Raw genomic sequence first — 16,597 nt, forward strand, 5'->3', positions numbered from 1 at the left:
GGCGCCGCTGGAAGGAGCAGTTCCGTGCCCGGACCGACCGACCCCCTGCTGACCACTCTCGCCGCGCTCGCCGCGGGAACGGGCGAGGACCGCCCGGACGCCCTCCGCATCGCGGGGCGCGCCTTCTCCCGGGAGCAACTGACCGGCGCCGCCGCCGCGGTGGCCCACCGCATCGCGGGCGCCCCGGCCGTCGCCGTGCACGCCGACGCGTCGGCGGAGACCGTCGCGGCCGTGGTGGGCGGCCTGCTCGCCGGGGTGCCGGTCGTGCCGCTGCCGCCGGACGCGGGCCCGGCCGAGCGCGGCCACATCCTGCGCGACTCCGGCGCCGCCCTGGTGCTCGGCGGCGAGGAGGGGCTGCCCGTCGACTTCGGGGAGCGGCGCGACTGGTCCGGCGCCGAGCCCGCCGCGGACAGCACCGCGCTGATCCTTTACACCTCCGGCACCACCGGAGCCCCCAAGGGGGCGCTGATCCCGCGCGGCGCGGTGGCCGCGGGCCTCGACGGGCTCGCCGAGGCGTGGCAGTGGACGGCCGAGGACACCCTCGTGCACGGGCTGCCGCTCTTCCACGTCCACGGTCTCGTCCTGGGCGTCCTGGGGGCGCTGCGGACCGGCTGCCGGCTCGTGCACACCGGCCGGCCGACGCCGGAGGCGTACGCGGCGGCGGGCGGCAGCCTGTACTTCGGAGTGCCGACGGTGTGGTCCCGGGTGGTGCGCGAGCCGTCCGCGGCCCGGGAGCTGGCCGGGGCCCGGCTGCTGGTGTCGGGCAGCGCGGCCCTGCCCGCGCCCGTCTTCCGGGACCTGGAGGCCCTCACCGGGCAGCGGCCCGTCGAGCGCTACGGCATGACCGAAACGCTGATCACCGTCTCCGCCCGGGCCGACGGCGAGCGCCGGCCGGGTGCGGTGGGCACCCCGCTGCGGGGCGTGCGCACGCGCCTCGCGGCCACCGAGGGCGGCATCGGCGAACTGGAGGTCTGCGGGCCGACGCTCTTCAGCGGCTACCTGGGCCGCCCCGAGGCGACGGCGGCCGCGCACACGGCCGACGGCTGGTTCCGTACGGGCGACATCGCCGCCGTCGAGGAGGACGGCACGCACCGCATCGTGGGCCGCGCCTCCACCGACCTGATCAAGTCCGGCGGCTACCGGGTCGGGGCGGGCGAGGTCGAGAACGCACTCCTGGACCACCCCGGGGTCCGCGAGGCCGCCGTGGTCGGGGTGGAGCACGAGGACCTCGGGCAGGAGATCGTCGCCTACGTGGTGGCGGACGGCGTCAGCGAGAAGGCGCTCATCGATTTCGTGGCCGGCCACCTGTCGGTGCACAAGCGCCCGCGGCGCGTCCGCTTCCTCGACGCGCTGCCGCGCAACGCCATGGGTAAGCCCCAGAAGAAGCTCCTGCCTCCGCTGTGACCGCGGGGGCTCCGGATGCGGGCCTCGCGGATGTGACCACGGAGGCTCACCACCCCTGCATAATTCCATGCAGGGGTGGTGGTTGATGAATGACCGCTGCCGAAGACCGCCGACGACCATGGAGGGCCCGATGAGCGACACCGGGGGCGAACCGGAAGCCACCGCACGGCTGCAGAAGCTCTTCGAAGGGCACCGGCTGACGCCCACCCAGCGCCGCATCGCCCACTGCATGGTGCGCCGCGCGGCCGACGCGCCCTTCCTCTCCAGCGTCGAGCTCGCCGAACTGGCCGGCGTCAGCCAGCCCTCGGTCACCCGCTTCGCCGTCGCCCTCGGCTTCGACGGCTACCCCGCGCTGCGCCGGCACCTGCGCGACGTCGTCCCCGCGGCGGCCGAGCCGGGCGACGGCGAGAGCGCGTACAACGAGTACCAGCAGGCCGTCCACGTTGAGATCGACAACCTCCGTCACCTCGCCTCGGTCCTCGCCGACCCCGCCCCGGTCGCCCGCGCCGGCCGGCTGCTCGCGCAGTCCCGGCCGCTGCTCGTCGTCGGCCTGCGTGCCGCCGGCGCCCAGGCCGGGGGCTTCGCCTACTTCGCCCGCAAGGTCCACCCGGACGTGCGGCTCCTGGACGAGGGCGGCACCCTCCTGACCGACCGCATAGACGCGGCCGTACGGGCCGGGGCGAGCACGCTGCTGTGCTTCGCGCTGCCCCGCCACCCGCGCGAGGTGGTCGAGGCGCTGGAGTACGCGCAGGGCCAGGGCCTGACGGTCGTCACCGTCGCCGACTCCACCTTCGCCCCCGTCGCCCGCCACAGCGACCTGCTGCTCCCCGCCGCCGTCGGCACGGGGCTCGCCTTCGACACCGCGTGCGCCCCGATGCTGCTGGGGCGCATGCTGCTGGAGGCCATGTGCGACGCCCTGCCGGACGCCCAGGCCCGGCTGGAGGAGTTCGACGCCAAGGCAGTGGCCCGGGGGCTGTTCGTGGAGTAGCGCGCGTTCAGGGGGCCGGAGGGGCCGCAGCCTTCCGGAAGCGCATCTCCGGGAAGCGCGGCGACGGACCGTCCAGCAGCCGCCCGTCCCGCCCCTTGAGGAAGCGGTCGAAGAACGCCACCACGTACGCGCGCGTGGCCGCCTCCGCCCGCTCCGGGCGGACGGTCCCGATGTCCTGCCGGAGGTCCTCCTGCGACAGCGCGCCCTGCCGGGCGAGCACGGGCAGCAGCGAGACGGCGTCGGTGTACGTGCCGTGCTCCGCACCCGCCATGGCCAGCTCGGCCTGCCAGCCGCGCGAGTGCTGCCGGAAGGACGCCCACGACGCCCGGTTGTCGCTCGCGCCGGGCCCGTCGGAGCCCAGCAGGAGGAACGGCCGGTCCACGCCCTCGCGGGCCACGGTGCTCAGCTTGCTGCCGCTGCTGTCGGCGAGGGGGAAGTCCATCTGGCCGTCCATGTTGATCCCCGCCTTCAGGCGGCGGTCGTCGTGCAGGGCCTGCGCCGCCGTGAAGCCGCCCGCGGACTGCCCGGCCATGCCCACTCGCCGCAGGTCCAGCGCGTCCCCCAGGCCGCGCGGCAGACCCCGCCGCCACTGCGCCGAACCGAGGGTGTCCAGGACGAACCGCGTGTCGGCCACCCGGGCCCCGACCGCCCTGCGGAGCGCGGCGTCGACCTCGGGCGGCGTCGCTCCGGCCAGCGCGGGCAGCACCGACTCCGCCAGGCTCCCGTCGGCCAGGCGCACCTCGGACGAGTCGTACGTGTGGTCGACGGTGACGACGACGTAGCCGCGGGAGGCCAGCTCCTCGGCCAGGCCGGTGTTCCAGGTGCGCGGGTCGCCCAGGCCCGCGGAGTACAGCACGACCGGCAGGGACCTGCTGCCGCGCGCCACGGGAGCGTCCACGCGTGCGTGCGTGCGCGTGGACGCCCAGTCGGCGGCGTCCGGGCGCACGCGGTAGTTGAAGCTGCCCGCGCCCCGGGCGGAGCCGAAGTGGGCGGCGGAGGAGGGGTCCATGTGGGGCGCGGTGGAGGACCCGCCGCTCCCGTCCGCGGGGTAGAAGAGGCTGACCACGACCCGGCGGTCGCCCTGCTCCGGCTTCCAGGGGTCCCTGCGGGCGGTGTCCACCAGATGGCGGGTGGTCGTGCCGACGGCGTGAGGGCCGGTGGGCGCGGGGAGGGCGGACGGGACGCCCTCGGCGGCCGAGGCCGCGGCCTTCTGCGAGGCCGGGGCCTTCTGCGAGGCCGGGGCCTTCTGCGAGGCCGGGGCCGGGGTCTGCGCCGCACGGGCCTGCGGCGCCGGCACGAGGGCGCTCACCAGCCCGGTCAGGGCCAGCGCCCCCGCGGCGAGGGCCGCCCGCCGCCGCAGCCCGCTGTCCCGCAGCCCGCTGTCCCGGTCCGCGCGACCCCGCCGTTCTCCCCCTCGTAGCTGGGCAGCCATCCCCGTCTCCTCCCGCTCGTCCCTCCCCGGCAGGGACGACCATAGGGACCACACGACTGCGCATACGTCATACGGCGGAGCCAAGTCCGGGGTGATACCGGGGTATGACCCCTGTGAGGTACATGCCGCGGATTCTCAGCTCGCACTCAGATTCGTTGGCTAACCTGCCGCGTGACGAGTCTGGATCGAGGGGATTTCAGAGGGAAAGGCAGGTTTCGACGTGGGGCGCGGTTCGTATGCGCTGGCGCGGGTGGCGGTGGTCGTCAGAGCACCGGCCGGCTGGCTGTGGTGGCCGGGCCTGCTGAGCGCAGGCACCGGTGTCCTGGTGCCCGGGATCACCGGGCGGAGGATCGGCGTGCTCACCGGAGCGGCGCTGTTCCTGATCGTCGCGGCCGTGGTCTTCGCGGTGCGCCGTCCGCGGTACGCGGCCCTGGCGCGCGCCGCCTCCCGGGCGGGCCGGTCCGTCTTCCTCCAGGACCGCGCGGTGACCCTGCGGAACTGGAGGCGTGCCCGCCGCTGGTGGCTGCTGCTCGCCTTCCTCGCCGCCGTGGGCTCCTCCTTCGTGATCCCGTCCGCCGCGGGCATGGCGCTCGCCGGAGCGGGGGCAGGCCTGTGGGTCAAGGCCCTGTGGGTGGGCGGTCTGGAGCGCCGCAGCGGGTCCCTGCTGTGGGTCCGTACGGAGTGGGCTCAGGCGTCCCCGGCCGCCAAGCCCGTACGCGGCTACCTGTCGACCGGGCTCGCCGCGGGCGATGCCGCGCCCGGGGGCGGCCGGCGCCGCGCCGGCCGGGTGCCGGCCGGGACGGCGGTCAGCGAGGCGCGCTGAGCGGCGCCCGGGCGGGCCGCGTTCAGCGCAGTGCGCCGAGCTCCGCCGCGTAGGCGCCCCCGCTTTCGGCGACGAGCTCCCCGAGGGTCTGCGGGGCCCGCACGGTCGCGAACCGAACGCCGTCACTCTCCTCTTCTGCGGGCGCGTAGCCGTAAACCCCGGGGCGGGGCAGAGTGTTGTACGCGAAGTGGTTCGAGAAGTAGTACGCGCCGGTGTCGAGCAGCACCACGTGGTCGCCCGCTTCCAGCAGGGGCAGCGGTCTGCCCACCGCGACCAGGTCGCCCGCGAAGCAGCACGGCCCGGCGACGTCCTGTTCGACCGGCGGTCCCGCCTTGGGCCGCCCCTGCGCGTCGAAGACCGCGACCCGCAGCGGCCAGGAGGCAGGGGCGAACACCGTGCGCGTGGCCACCTGGGCGCCCGCGTGCGTCACCGCGATGCGCCGGCCGCCCGCGGACTTGGTGTACTCCACGCGGGCCAGCACCATGCCGCTCTTGGCCAGCAGGGAGCGGCCGAACTCCGTCACCAGCCCGTAGCGCCCGTCGAACAGGCCCGGGGCGGCGTCCGCCAGCAGGCGGGCGTAGGAGCGGAAGGTCGGCGTCACGTCGTCCGACGCGAAGTTCACGGGCAGGCCGCCGCCGATGTCCAGCGTGGTGACCTGCCGGCGCCCCACCGCCCGGTTGATCTCCTCCGCCAGTTCGTACGCGGCCCGCACCCCGGCCGCCATCAGCTCCAGGGGGCAGCCCTGGGAGCCCACGTGGGCGTGCAGCCGGGACAGCCAGGGGCGCTCGGCGTAGGCGCGCACGAGCCAGTCGCGCGCCCCTTCGTCGCGCAGCGCCACCCCGAACTTCGAGGTGTCCGTCGCCGTGCTCAGCGCGTCGATGCTGCCGCCGCCCACCTGCGGGTTGACGCGGACGCCGAGCGCGGAGCCGGGCGGGGCGGAGGCTTCCCGCAGCAGCCCGTCCAGGCGGGCGAGCTCCTCGCGGCTGTCGGCGTTGACCGCCACCCCCAGGGCGAGGGCCTCGCGGAGCTCGGCGGTGGTCTTCACCGGGGAGTCCAGGACGATCCGCTCCGCGGGCACCCGGGCCGTCCTGGCCAGGGCCAGCTCCCCGGGGCTCGCCACCTCCGCGCCCAGCCCCTCGTCGGCGAGCAGCCGCAGCACGGGCACGAGCGGGGCGGCCTTCACGGCGAACGCGTGCAAGGTCGTCCCGCGCACGGCCCCGGCCTCCTCGAAGGCCTCGCGCAGCTCCGCGGCGGCCGCGCGGACGCCTCGCACGTCCAGCAGCCCGGCGACGGGCGACCACGCGGGCAGCAGCCCTTGCCGGACCGCGGCGCGCACCACGGTGCCCAGGGGGATGTCGCTGGAGGACATGAAGTCACTCCACCACACCGGCACACGAAAATGGCATGCGCTGCGGGCCGTTTCCGCACACGATGAGCTCCAAGCGCGACGGCACGCCCGGGCGTGCGCGGCGTCGCTGCGGGCCGGCCCGGGGTGCGAACCGGACCGGACCGGAGTGCGGGACGCCTTCGACCGGCTCATCGGTGCCGGTCGATGGGCGCCGCGCCAGGCAGCGCCAGGCAGCGCCAGGCAGTGTCAGGCCGCGTCGGGTCGCGTCAGGCCGCGGCCGGCACGGCCTCCGCGCGGGTCTCCGCACCGGTTTCCGTCGCCGTGAGCAGGCCGGCGAGCGCCGCCCGCGTCTGCTGCAGCTCCCCGATACGTGCGTCGAGCTCCTGCAGCTGCTCGCGCAGGGGCAGGACCACGCACGGGTCGAACTCCGTCTCCCCGGCGCCCCGCACGCACGGCAGGACGTCCCGGATGACGCGCGTGGGCAGGCCCGCCGCCAGCAGCACGCGGATGCGACGCACCGTCTCCGGCGCGTCCTGCTCGTAGCGCCGGTGACCACTGGGCAACCGGCGGGATTCGAGCAGGGCCTGCTCCTCGTAGTAGCGCAGCAGCCGCACGCTCACGCCGGTCTCGCGCGCCAGGTCACCGATCTTCATATGAGCTGCCTCACACGGGGTTGAATCTCACACGGATGTGAGAATTTAGCGTTGCGATCATGACGAACACCACCACCGCACCCGCTTCTTCCCCCGTCCACAGCATCGGCGGCGACCTGCCCGTCTCCCGCATCGGCTACGGCGCCATGCGGCTGGCCGAGACCCCCGACGGGCTCACCGACCCCATGCAGGCGCCCATCTGGCGCGCCCCGCAGGACCGCCGCGGCGCGGTCGCCCTGCTGCGCCGCGCGGTCGAGCTGGGCATCGACCTCATCGACACCGCGGACGCCTACTCCCTCGGCGAGAGCGAGGAGCTCGTCGCGGAGGCCCTGCACCCGTACTCAGGCCGCGTGACCGTCGCCACCAAGGTCGGCGTCGTACGGCCCAGCCCGGCGGAGTGGGTGACGCACGGTCACCCTGCCTACCTCCGCCAGCAGGCCGAACTGGCCCTGCGGCGGCTGCGCGTGGACCGGCTCGACCTGCTCCAGCTGCACCGCATCGACCCCGAGTACCCGCTCGCGGACCAGCTCGGCGCCCTGCGGCAGCTCCAGGACGAGGGCAAGGTGCGGCACATCGGCCTCTCCGAGGTGACCGTCGCCGAACTGCGCGCGGCGCGGGAGATCGCTCCCATCGCCTCCGTGCAGAACGTGTACAACCTCTCGGCGCGCGGTCACGACGACGTCGTCGACTACGCCGCCGAGCATGACATCACCTTCTTCGCCTACTTCCCGGTCGCCGTGGGCGCGCACGCGGCCCCGGGCGGGCCCGTCGCCGACGTGGCGCGCGAGGTGGGCGCGACGCCCGCGCAGACGGCGCTGGCCTGGCTGCTGCGCCGCTCGCCGACGCTCGTTCCCCTCCCGGGCACGCGCTCGCTCGCCCACCTGGAGGAGAACGCCGGTGCCCTGGACGTCCGTCTGACGGACGCCCAGTACGACCGGCTGGACGCGATCGGCAGGCAGGCCTGAGGCGAGCGCCGCTCAGACCTCCCGCTCGCCCGCCTTCCACACCGCCGAGACCAGCGGAACGCCGGGCCGGTAGGCGAGGTGGACGTGCGACGGAGCGTCGAGGAGGGCGAGGTCGGCGCGGGCGCCGGGGGCGAGGCGGCCCACGTCCGTACGGCGCAGGGCGGCGGCGCCGCCCGCGGTCGCGGACCAGACGGCCTCGTCCGGGGTCATGCCCATGTCCCGTACGGCCAGGGCGATGCAGAACGGCATGGAGCTGGTGAACGACGAGCCGGGGTTGCAGTCGGTGGAGAGGGCGACCGTGGCCCCCGCGTCCAGCAGGCGGCGCGCGTCCGGCCACTCGGCGCGCGTCGAGAACTCCGCGCCCGGCAGGAGCGTGGCGACCGTCGTGCCGTTCGCCAGCGCGTCGACGTCCGCGTCGGTCAGGTGCGTGCAGTGGTCGGCCGAGGCGGCGCCCAGCTCGACGGCCAGCTGGACGCCGGGCCCGTAGGAGAGCTGGTTGGCGTGGACGCGCGGGGTCAGCCCCCGGGCGGCACCCGCCGTGAGGATCGTACGGGCCTGGTCGCCGTCGAACGCGCCCTGCTCGCAGAAGACGTCGACCCAGCGGGCGTGCGGCGCGCAGGCGTCGAGCATCGGCCCGGTCACGAGGTCCACGTACGCCGCCGGGTCGTCGGCGTAGTCGGGGGAGACGATGTGGGCGCCGAGGTAGGTGACCTCGTCGGTGTGCGCCGCGGCGATGCGCAGGGCGCGGGCCTCGTCCTCGACGGTGAGGCCGTAGCCGGACTTCGTCTCCAGGACCGTGGTGCCCTGGCGCAGGGCCTCGCGCACGTAGCGGCGGACGTTGGCGTCCAGTGCCTCGTCGGTCGCGGCGCGCGTGGCGGCGACGGTGGTGCGGATGCCGCCGGCGCTGTAGCTCCGGCCCGACATACGGGCGTTGAACTCGGCGGTCCGGTCGCCCGCGAAGACCAGGTGGGAGTGGGAGTCGACGAAGCCGGGCAGGGCGGCCCGGCCCTCGGCGTCGACCCGGTTGTCAGTGGCCGGTGCTTTGCTTGACGTGCCGACCCAGGCGACGCGGTCACCGTCGATGACGACCGCCGCGTCCCGGATCGTGCCGAGGGGGCCTTCGCCGAGGGAGGGGTCGTTCGTGACGAGACTGCTGATGTTGGTGATGACCGTCGTCGCCATGGGCGTGCGGCACTCCTTCGCTCGGTTCGGTGGTTCAGCCGCGTACGGCCGCGATCGACTCCGCCAGCGCCGCCGGCACGTGGGCGACGAGCTGGTGCGTCCCGTCGCGCACGATGTGCCGGCCGCCCACCACGGTGTCCCGGACGTCCGCGGCGCTCGCCGCGAAGACGGCCGTCTCGGCGGCGAGAGAGGCCGGCGGCCCCGCGGTGCGCACGGAATCGAGGGCCACGGCCGTGAAGTCCGCGAGCGCGCCCGGCTGGATGCGGCCCGCCTCGTCCCAGCCGAGGGCCGCGTGGCCGTCGGCCGTGGCCGCCCGCAGCAGCTGCACCGCGCTCCAGTGGCCGCGCGTGCGGCTGTGCAGCCGCTCGTCCAGCTCCATGGCGCGGGCCTCTTCGAGCAGGTCGATGACGGCGTGGCTGTCGCTGCCGAGGGAGAGCGGGGAGCCCGCCTCCTGCAGCGCCCGGGCCGGGCCGATCCCGTCGGCCAGGTCCCGCTCGGTGGTCGGGCACATGCACACGCCGGTGCCCGAGTGGCCGAGGAGACGGATGTCGCCCGGGGTGAGGTGCGTGGCGTGCACGGCCGTCGTGCGCGGGCCCAGCACGCCGTGGTGCGAGAGGAGGGCGGTGGGCGTGAAGCCGTGCGCCTCCACGCACGCGTCGTTCTCGGCGGTCTGCTCGGACAGGTGCAGGTGCAGCGGGGCGTCGCGCTCCTGCGCCCACGCGGCGACGGTCGCCAGCTGCTCGGCGGGCACCGCCCGCACCGAGTGGATCGCCGCGCCGATACGGGTGTTGTCGTCGCCCTTGAGGGCGGAGACGCGCTCGGCCCAGCGCTCGGCGGTGCCGTCGCTGAAGCGTCGCTGGTGCTTGTCGGGCTCCGCGCCGAAGCCGGAGGAGAGGTAGCAGGTGTCCAGGAGCGTGATGCGGATGCCCGCCTCGGCGGCGGCCGCGATCAGGGCCTCGCCCATGGCGTTGGGGTTGTCGTAGCGCGCGCCCCCGGCGAGGTGGTGCACGTAGTGGAACTCGCCCACGGAGGTGATGCCGGCCAGCGCCATCTCCGCATAGGCCGCACGGGCGAGCGCGAAGTAGTTGTCGGGCGTGAGGTGGTCGGCCACGCGGTACATGACCTCGCGCCAGGTCCAGAAGGTGCCCTCGCCCGCCTGGGCCGTGCCGCGCAGGGCCCGGTGGAAGGCGTGACTGTGCGCGTTCGCCAGGCCGGGCAGGGTCAGGCCCCGCAGGGTCACCGCGCCGGGCGGCGGTGCCGCGGCACCCCGGCGGACGGCCTGGATGCGGCCGTCCGTCCCGGTCTCGATGACCACGCCCGGCTCGACGCCGGTGTCGAGAAGGGCGTGCTCCGCCCAGTAGGTCTGTGCCGTCAGCGACACGCCAGGCCCTCCAGTACGTCGGCGAGTGCGGTCACCCCGGCCAGGCAGTCGTCCTCGGAGGCCGTTTCGGCGGGTGAGTGCGAGACGCCTGTGGGGTTGCGTACGAACAGCATGGCGGTGGGGACGGCTCCGGAGAGGATTCCGGCGTCGTGTCCCGCGCCCGTACCGAGGACGGGGACGTCCCCGCCCAGGATGCGGCCCAGCTCGTCGCGCAGGGCGTGCTCGAACTCCACGACCGGCGTGAAGGACTCCCGGGTGACCCGCACGTCGACGCCGTCGCGCTCGCCGCGCTCCACGGCCGCCTTCTCGATCTCCGCGACCACGAGGTCCAGGGTCTCCTGGTCGGCGGCCCGCGAATCCAGCCAGCCGCGCACGAGCGAGGGGATGGCGTTGACGCCGTTCGGCTCGACGCCGACCTTCCCGAAGGTCGCGAGGGCGCCGGCCAGCCGGGCCTTCTTGCGGGCGGCGAGGACGGTGTTGGCGTAGGTCAGCATCGGGTCGCGGCGGTCCTCGATGCGGGTGGTGCCAGCGTGGTTGGCCTCGCCGTGGAAGTCGAACCGCCAGCGGCCGTGCGGCCAGATGGCGGAGGCGATGCCGACGGCGCGGTCCGACAGGTCCAGGGCGCGGCCCTGCTCCACGTGGAGCTCCACGAAGGCGCCGATCCGGGCCAGGCGCTCGGGGTCCGCCCCGATGGCCTCCGGGTCGTAGCCGGCGCGCTCCATGGCCTGCGGCAGGCTCACGCCCTCGCCGTCCCGGAGCGCGTGCGCCTTGTCCGCCGTCAGCTGACCGGAGGTCAGGCGGGAGCCCACGCAGGCCAGGCCGAAGCGGGCGCCCTCCTCGTCGCCGAAGTTGACGACGGCCAGGGGGCGGGCCGGCCGCGCCCCGCGGGCGCGGAGCTCGTCCAGCGCGGCGAAGGAGGAGACGACGCCGAGGGGGCCGTCGAAGGCGCCGCCGTTGGGCACGGAGTCCAGGTGGGAGCCGGTGACGACGGCGTCCCCGGCGGCCGGGTCGCCCAGCCACGCCCACTGGTTTCCGTTGCGGTCGAGCTCGTAGGCCAGCCCCCGGGCCTCCGCCTGGGCGCGGAACCAGGCCCGGCAGTCGGCGTCGGCACCGTTCCAGGCGAAGCGGTGGTAGCCGCCGGTGTCCTTGTCCCGGCCGATGGTGGCCAGGTCGCGCCACATCTCGTGGAACGAGGCTCCCGTGCCCGCACCCGCTGACGACGCGCCCGGACCCCCAGGGGTGGCCGCTTCGCCCGCGTCCGCAGGCCGGTGGCCGTCCTGCGCCCGCCCGTCCCGCCCTGCGGGACGATCGCCCGCAGCCGGGCCGCTCACTCGCCCTCCCGCATGGGAACGCGCACGCCGCGCTCGGTCGCGACCGACTCCGCGATGTCGTAGCCCGCGTCCACGTGCCGGATGACGCCCATGCCCGGGTCGTTCGTCAGGACGCGGCGGATCTTCTCGCCGGCCAGCGCCGTGCCGTCGGCGACCGTGACCTGGCCCGCGTGGATCGAGCGGCCCATGCCGACGCCGCCGCCGTGGTGGATCGAGACCCACGAGGCGCCCGAGGCGACGTTGACCATCGCGTTGAGCAGCGGCCAGTCGGCGATCGCGTCGGAGCCGTCCAGCATGGCCTCGGTCTCGCGGTACGGCGAGGCCACCGAACCGCAGTCGAGGTGGTCGCGGCCGATGACGACGGGCGCGGAGAGCTCCCCGCTCGCCACCATGTCGTTGAAGCGCTCGCCCGCGCGGTCCCGCTCGCCGTAGCCGAGCCAGCAGATGCGCGCCGGCAGGCCCTGGAAGTGCACGCGCTCGCCGGCCATCTTGATCCAGCGGGCCAGGGACTCGTTCTCGGGGAAGAGGTCGAGGATGGCGCGGTCGGTGGCCGCGATGTCCTTCGGGTCGCCGGAGAGGGCCGCCCAGCGGAAGGGGCCCTTGCCCTCGCAGAAGAGGGGGCGGATGTAGGCGGGGACGAAGCCGGGGAAGTCGAAGGCGCGCGTGTAGCCGGCGAGCTGCGCCTCGCCGCGGATGGAGTTGCCGTAGTCGAAGACCTCGGCGCCGGCGTCCTGGAAGCCGACCATGGCCTCGACGTGCCGGGCCATGGACTCGCGCGCCCGGGTGGTGAAGTCCGCGGGCTTCTCGGCCGCGTACGTGGCCATCTCGTCGAAGGACACACCGACCGGCAGGTAGGCCAGCGGGTCGTGGGCGCTGGTCTGGTCGGTCACGATGTCGATCGGGGCGTTCATCGCGAGCAGCTGCGGGACGAGCTCCGCGGCGTTGCCGAGGACGCCGATGGAGAGCGGGCGGCGGGCGTCGCGCGCCTCGACGGCCAGCTGCAGGGCGTGGTCGAGCGAGTCGGCCTTCACGTCCAGGTAGCGGTGCTCGATGCGGCGCTCGATCGCGCGCGGGTCGCAGTCGATGCAGAGGGCGACGCCGTCGTTCATGGTGACGGCGAGCGGCTGGGCGCCGCCCATGCCGCCGAGGCCGGCCGTCAGCGTGATGGTGCCGGCCAGCGTGCCACCGAACTTCTTCGCGGCGACGGCGGCGAAGGTCTCGTAGGTGCCCTGCAGGATGCCCTGCGTGCCGATGTAGATCCACGAGCCGGCGGTCATCTGGCCGTACATGGTCAGACCGAGGTGCTCCAGGCGGCGGAACTCCTCCCAGTTGGCCCAGTCGCCGACGAGGTTGGAGTTGGCGAGCAGGACGCGCGGCGCCCACTCGTGGGTCTGCATGACGCCGACCGGGCGGCCGGACTGGACGAGCATGGTCTCGTCCTGCTTGAGGGTCTGCAGCGTGCGGACCATGGCGTCGAACGAGCGCCAGTCGCGGGCGGCCTTGCCCGTGCCGCCGTAGACGACGAGCTTGTCGGGGTGCTCGGCGACCTCGGGGTCGAGGTTGTTCTGCAGCATGCGCAGAGCGGCTTCCTGCTGCCACCCCAGCGTGCTCAGCCGGCTGCCTCGCGCAGATCGTACGGGTCGCGGTCCGGACATGGGGCCCTGCCTCCCTGGCGGCTCTGAATAGAACACTGCACATCTTGAGTGGCTGAATAGCTCTAGTCAATGGCTGGCGACCGTCAACCGGCGACCGTCAACCGGCGACCGTCAACCGGCGACCGTCAACCGGTGACCGTCAAACGGTGACCGTCAAACGCCGCGCGCCGCACGGGGGTGTCCCGTGCGGCGCGCGGCGGTGCGAAGAGGTGAGGGCGAGGTGAGGAAGAGGCGCGAAGGGCCGGGGCCCGGCCTCACTCCTCGCTCAGGAGGCCCCGGCGCAGGCGGACCAGGGTGCGGCTCAGCAGGCGCGAGACGTGCATCTGCGAGATGCCCAGCTCCTCGCCGATCTCCGACTGCGTCATGTTCGCGACGAACCGCAGGGACAGGATCTTCCGGTCCCGCTGCGGGAGTTCGGCGATCATCGGCTTGAGGGAGGCGACGTATTCGACGCCTTCGAGGTCGTGGTCCTCGTAGCCGATGCGGGCCGACAGGGCGCCCTCCGCCTCGTCGTCCTGCGGCTGGGCGTCCAGCGAGCTCGCCGAGTAGGCGTTGCTCGCCGCCATGCCCTCGACGACCTCGTCCTCCGTCAGGCCGAGGCGCTCGGCGAGTTCGCCCACGGTCGGGGAACGGTCCAGGCTCTGGGCGAGCTCGTCGCGGGCCTTGGCCAGGTCTATGCGGAGCTCCTGGAGCCGGCGCGGCACGCGCACGGACCAGCTGGTGTCGCGGAAGAACCGCTTGATCTCGCCGATGATGGTCGGCATCGCGAAGGTCGGGAACTCCACGCCCCGGCTGAGCTCGAAGCGGTCGATCGCCTTGATCAGGCCGATCGTGCCGACCTGGACGATGTCCTCCATCGGCTCGCTGCGGGAGCGGAACCGGGCGGCTGCGAACCGCACGAGAGCGAGGTTCAGTTCGACCAGGGTGTTCCGTACGTACGCGTATTCGTGTGTGCCCTCTTCGAGCGCCTCCAGGCGGGCGAAGAGCGTCTTGGACAGGGCTCGTGCGTCGTGCGGCGCCATCTCGCCGGGGGGCGTGGAGCCGAGCTCGCCGAGCTCGCCGAAGTCGTACTCGGGCTGGGGCTGGGGCTGGGTCAGGGACTGGGGCAGGGGTGCCGACGACGCCGTACGCGGTTCCGGAAGCGTTTCCGTACGCGGTTTCGTATGCGTTTCGTCGAGCCGGGGTGACATGGTCTCCTCCATCATTCTCGGCATATGGCTGCCGATGCCGTCGCGTCGTGCTGCGGTGAGCGGCGCCTCCAAAGCCGGTCGTGGTGGATGTCGTCCTACTAGCCCTACCTGTCTTCCCCCGTGCACCGCAAGTGCGTGATGTCCCTATATGGGCATAATGTCGGACCTTCGGCTACCGGACGCCGTAGGGAAGGCGTAGTGTTCTGGGAGCGCCACGCAGGCACACCGAGAAGGGATGCGCATGGATCGCGGGATGGTCGGCAGCGCAAGCAGGGGCCGGCTGAATGTAGCCGTCCGGCGGGACGGGACGAGCGCGATCGTGACGCCGGTGGGTGAGCTCGATCACCACACGGCGGACGTGCTGCGCGAGCCCCTCGAGGCCGCCATCGCCGACGGCGGTGCCCGCGTGGTCCTGGACTGCTCCGGTCTGGAGTTCTGCGACTCGACCGGTCTCAACGTGCTCCTGGGCGCCCGGCTCCAGGCCGAGGCCGCCGGCGGGGGCATCCACCTCGCGGCGATGCAGCCCGTGGTCGCCCGGGTCTTCGAGATCACCGGCGCGGAGGCCGTCTTCACCGTGCACGACACCCTCGACGCGGCCCTCTCCGGCTGACCCCCGGCGTTCCTGTCTTTTCCTGTGCGTTACTCAGTCGTCACCCGGCCTGCAGGGCCCCTTCGGCGCGCGTTCGCCGGCACCAGTTGCGTGCGTCACAGGATCGGCACCGAAGAAGTGGGTGTTCTCACGAATCGGTCGGGCAGGAGTCTGCTGAATCTGCTGAATCCGTTCCATGTGCCAGGTAGCCGCGATCAAGGTATCCAGGTACCCCGTCCGTCCCTTCGTTCCGTTCGTTCCGTTCTGATCGTTCCGTTGTGAATCGAATCGGTGAATCGGTGAGGTGAAGCGCTGATGAGCACCACCCGGCCGTGCCCTCCGCCGGGCGACCCCGGTCCGGGGGCGGGCGGCGCCGCCGCGTCCGGGGCGCCGTCATCCGGGGCGTCCGGTGCGTCGCCGTCCGGTGTGCCGTCGCCGGACGGGGCTTCGCACGGGTCTCCGTACGGGTCTTCGCACGGGTCTTCGTGCGGGTCCCGGACCGCCGGGGTGCGCCGGCTGCACCTCGTCGGGGTCAGCGGCGCCGTGCCCATGTCCCGTGACTTCACCCGGCAGGCGCTCCACGACTGGGGCTGGCTCCCCGCGATCGGTGCGGACCACCGTGCCGCCGCCGAGGACGTCCTGCTCGTCGTCTCCGAGCTGGTCACCAACGCCTGCCTGCACGCCGACGGCCCCGAGGAGCTCCGCGTGAGCTGCACGGGCAAGGTGCTGCGCCTGGAGGTCGTCGACCTCGGTGCGGGAACGCCCGCGCCGCGCACTCCGCACCGCGCGGGGCGGCCCGGCGGGCACGGGATGTTCATTGTGCAGCGGCTCTGTCTGGACTGGGGGGTCGTGCGGAACGAGAGCGGGGCCGGGAAGACGGTGTGGGCCGAGTTGGCGGCGCCGGGGTAGGCCCCGGCGCCTTCCTCTCCCTGCGGCTCCCTCTCTCCCTTCTCCCCCTCCCTTCTCCCCCTCCCTTCTCCCTCTCCCTTCTCCCTCTCCTTTCTTCTTCTGTTCCCTTCCCTTCCTTCCTCAAGGTCCCCGGCGTACTGTCTGCGCCCGATCTGATGTGCCGTCAGCTCTGCTCGGTTCGGCTGCGGCACCGGACGAGAGGGGAACCAGAGGTGTCCCACATCCCACGCCGCGCACTCGCCCTCGCCGCGTCCCTGGCCGGCGGGGCCGTTCTGCTGGGGGCTCCGGCCGCGCACGCGGTGACGATCGACGTCGACTACGCGTGCAAGACCCCCATCGGCGACAAGAGCGCCGTCTCGCCCATCGACATCAAGGGCGTCGCGGACGGCGCCGCGTACAAGCTGACCATGTCCTTCGAGAAGGGCGTCTCCTCCAGCCCCATCGAGCTCGGCAAGGGCGCGATGAAGCCGAGCGCCGTCATCAAGCTCGGCGGGGCCGACAGCGGGACGGTCCCCGTCTCCGGGCCCGCCAACCCCGAGCCGATACCGGCCAACACCCCGATCAAGATCCCCGACCTGTCGGGGACCTACACCCCGAAGAAGAGCGGCAGCGTCACGTTCACCGCCTCCACCCTCACCATCCAGGCGCTGGGCACGACCACCACGTGCACGCCGACGAACAACCCGAAGCCGTCGCTGACGCTCGACGTCAAGGGGCCCGGGGGGAGTTCCGAGGGGAGTTCCGGGG

General features: G+C 73.8%; 15 protein-coding genes. 7 read left to right on the top strand and 8 right to left on the bottom strand.

The genetic code is table 11. From position 1 onward, the window contains the following. Positions 1-48 precede the first annotated feature (48 nt). A complete protein-coding gene (locus ACSNOG_RS14775; protein WP_436753110.1) occupies positions 49-1,404 on the top strand; it encodes an acyl-CoA synthetase in 1,356 nt (451 codons plus the stop codon). Positions 1,405-1,534: 130 nt separating this feature from the next. Further along, positions 1,535-2,392, top strand: a complete 858-nt coding sequence (locus ACSNOG_RS14780) for a MurR/RpiR family transcriptional regulator (protein WP_436753098.1) — start codon at positions 1,535-1,537, stop codon at positions 2,390-2,392. Positions 2,393-2,399: 7 nt separating this feature from the next. Here ACSNOG_RS14780 and ACSNOG_RS14785 read toward each other — a convergent pair whose 3' ends face one another. Continuing rightward, complete coding sequence (locus ACSNOG_RS14785; RefSeq protein ID WP_436753099.1) at positions 2,400-3,824, bottom strand: alpha/beta hydrolase family protein; 1,425 nt, start codon at positions 3,822-3,824, stop codon at positions 2,400-2,402. 220 nt (positions 3,825-4,044) lie between these two features. On the opposite strand from ACSNOG_RS14785, the gene ACSNOG_RS14790 reads away from it, so the two are divergent. Further along, on the top strand, positions 4,045-4,647 hold the full coding sequence (locus ACSNOG_RS14790; RefSeq protein ID WP_436753100.1) for a hypothetical protein: 603 nt from the start codon (positions 4,045-4,047) through the stop codon (positions 4,645-4,647). 22 nt (positions 4,648-4,669) lie between these two features. Here the strand turns inward: ACSNOG_RS14790 and ACSNOG_RS14795 are convergent, their stop codons facing one another. Then, entirely contained in the window at positions 4,670-6,016 is a 1,347-nt protein-coding gene (locus ACSNOG_RS14795) for a diaminopimelate decarboxylase (RefSeq protein ID WP_436753101.1), read from the bottom strand. Positions 6,017-6,261: 245 nt separating this feature from the next. Further along, a complete protein-coding gene (locus ACSNOG_RS14800; protein ID WP_436753102.1) occupies positions 6,262-6,648 on the bottom strand; it encodes a MerR family transcriptional regulator in 387 nt (128 codons plus the stop codon). 59 nt (positions 6,649-6,707) lie between these two features. Between ACSNOG_RS14800 and ACSNOG_RS14805 the strand changes: the two genes are divergently transcribed. Next, positions 6,708-7,613 carry an aldo/keto reductase gene (locus ACSNOG_RS14805; RefSeq protein WP_436753103.1) on the top strand — a complete coding sequence of 302 codons (906 nt, stop codon included), beginning with the start codon at positions 6,708-6,710 and terminating at the stop codon, positions 7,611-7,613. Between the two features lie 12 nt (positions 7,614-7,625). Here ACSNOG_RS14805 and hutI read toward each other — a convergent pair whose 3' ends face one another. The 5 genes from hutI to ACSNOG_RS14830 all read right to left on the bottom strand — a co-directional run bounded on the left by hutI (position 7,626) and on the right by ACSNOG_RS14830 (position 14,352). Beyond that, entirely contained in the window at positions 7,626-8,795 is a 1,170-nt protein-coding gene (gene hutI / locus ACSNOG_RS14810) for an imidazolonepropionase (protein ID WP_436753104.1), read from the bottom strand. A 34-nt stretch (positions 8,796-8,829) separates the two neighbouring features. After that, entirely contained in the window at positions 8,830-10,170 is a 1,341-nt protein-coding gene (locus ACSNOG_RS14815) for a formimidoylglutamate deiminase (RefSeq protein ID WP_436753111.1), read from the bottom strand. Continuing rightward, positions 10,167-11,357 carry an allantoate amidohydrolase gene (locus tag ACSNOG_RS14820; RefSeq protein WP_436753112.1) on the bottom strand — a complete coding sequence of 397 codons (1,191 nt, stop codon included), beginning with the start codon at positions 11,355-11,357 and terminating at the stop codon, positions 10,167-10,169. Before ACSNOG_RS14820 ends, ACSNOG_RS14815 begins: the two co-directional genes overlap by 4 nt. Positions 11,358-11,503: 146 nt before the next feature. Next, positions 11,504-13,162 carry a urocanate hydratase gene (hutU, locus tag ACSNOG_RS14825; RefSeq protein ID WP_436753105.1) on the bottom strand — a complete coding sequence of 553 codons (1,659 nt, stop codon included), beginning with the start codon at positions 13,160-13,162 and terminating at the stop codon, positions 11,504-11,506. Between the two features lie 254 nt (positions 13,163-13,416). Continuing rightward, on the bottom strand, positions 13,417-14,352 hold the full coding sequence (locus ACSNOG_RS14830) for an RNA polymerase sigma factor SigF (protein ID WP_436753106.1): 936 nt from the start codon (positions 14,350-14,352) through the stop codon (positions 13,417-13,419). Between the two features lie 241 nt (positions 14,353-14,593). Here ACSNOG_RS14830 and ACSNOG_RS14835 point away from each other — a divergent pair, with 241 nt between their 5' ends. The 3 genes from ACSNOG_RS14835 to ACSNOG_RS14845 form a co-directional block, all read left to right on the top strand. After that, complete coding sequence (locus ACSNOG_RS14835; protein ID WP_436753107.1) at positions 14,594-14,962, top strand: STAS domain-containing protein; 369 nt, start codon at positions 14,594-14,596, stop codon at positions 14,960-14,962. A 294-nt stretch (positions 14,963-15,256) separates the two neighbouring features. After that, positions 15,257-15,850 carry an ATP-binding protein gene (locus ACSNOG_RS14840; protein WP_436753108.1) on the top strand — a complete coding sequence of 198 codons (594 nt, stop codon included), beginning with the start codon at positions 15,257-15,259 and terminating at the stop codon, positions 15,848-15,850. Between the two features lie 212 nt (positions 15,851-16,062). Then, on the top strand, positions 16,063-16,597 hold a 535-nt coding region (locus tag ACSNOG_RS14845), incomplete at its 3' end, for a peptidase (RefSeq protein WP_436753109.1).

Source organism: Streptomyces sp. URMC 124, assembly GCF_051386455.1.
Taxonomy (GTDB): domain Bacteria; phylum Actinomycetota; class Actinomycetes; order Streptomycetales; family Streptomycetaceae; genus Streptomyces.

Coding starts and splice junctions, on each gene's coding strand:
- ACSNOG_RS14780 (WP_436753098.1), top strand. CDS start 1,535: ATGAGCGACACCGGGGGCGAACCGGAAGCCACCGCACGGCTGCAGAAG.
- ACSNOG_RS14785 (WP_436753099.1), bottom strand. CDS start 3,824: ATGGCTGCCCAGCTACGAGGGGGAGAACGGCGGGGTCGCGCGGACCGG.
- ACSNOG_RS14795 (WP_436753101.1), bottom strand. CDS start 6,016: ATGTCCTCCAGCGACATCCCCCTGGGCACCGTGGTGCGCGCCGCGGTC.
- ACSNOG_RS14800 (WP_436753102.1), bottom strand. CDS start 6,648: ATGAAGATCGGTGACCTGGCGCGCGAGACCGGCGTGAGCGTGCGGCTG.
- ACSNOG_RS14805 (WP_436753103.1), top strand. CDS start 6,708: ATGACGAACACCACCACCGCACCCGCTTCTTCCCCCGTCCACAGCATC.
- hutI (WP_436753104.1), bottom strand. CDS start 8,795: ATGGCGACGACGGTCATCACCAACATCAGCAGTCTCGTCACGAACGAC.
- ACSNOG_RS14820 (WP_436753112.1), bottom strand. CDS start 11,357: ATGTGGCGCGACCTGGCCACCATCGGCCGGGACAAGGACACCGGCGGC.
- hutU (WP_436753105.1), bottom strand. CDS start 13,162: ATGTCCGGACCGCGACCCGTACGATCTGCGCGAGGCAGCCGGCTGAGC.
- ACSNOG_RS14830 (WP_436753106.1), bottom strand. CDS start 14,352: ATGTCACCCCGGCTCGACGAAACGCATACGAAACCGCGTACGGAAACG.
- ACSNOG_RS14835 (WP_436753107.1), top strand. CDS start 14,594: ATGGATCGCGGGATGGTCGGCAGCGCAAGCAGGGGCCGGCTGAATGTA.
- ACSNOG_RS14840 (WP_436753108.1), top strand. CDS start 15,257: ATGAGCACCACCCGGCCGTGCCCTCCGCCGGGCGACCCCGGTCCGGGG.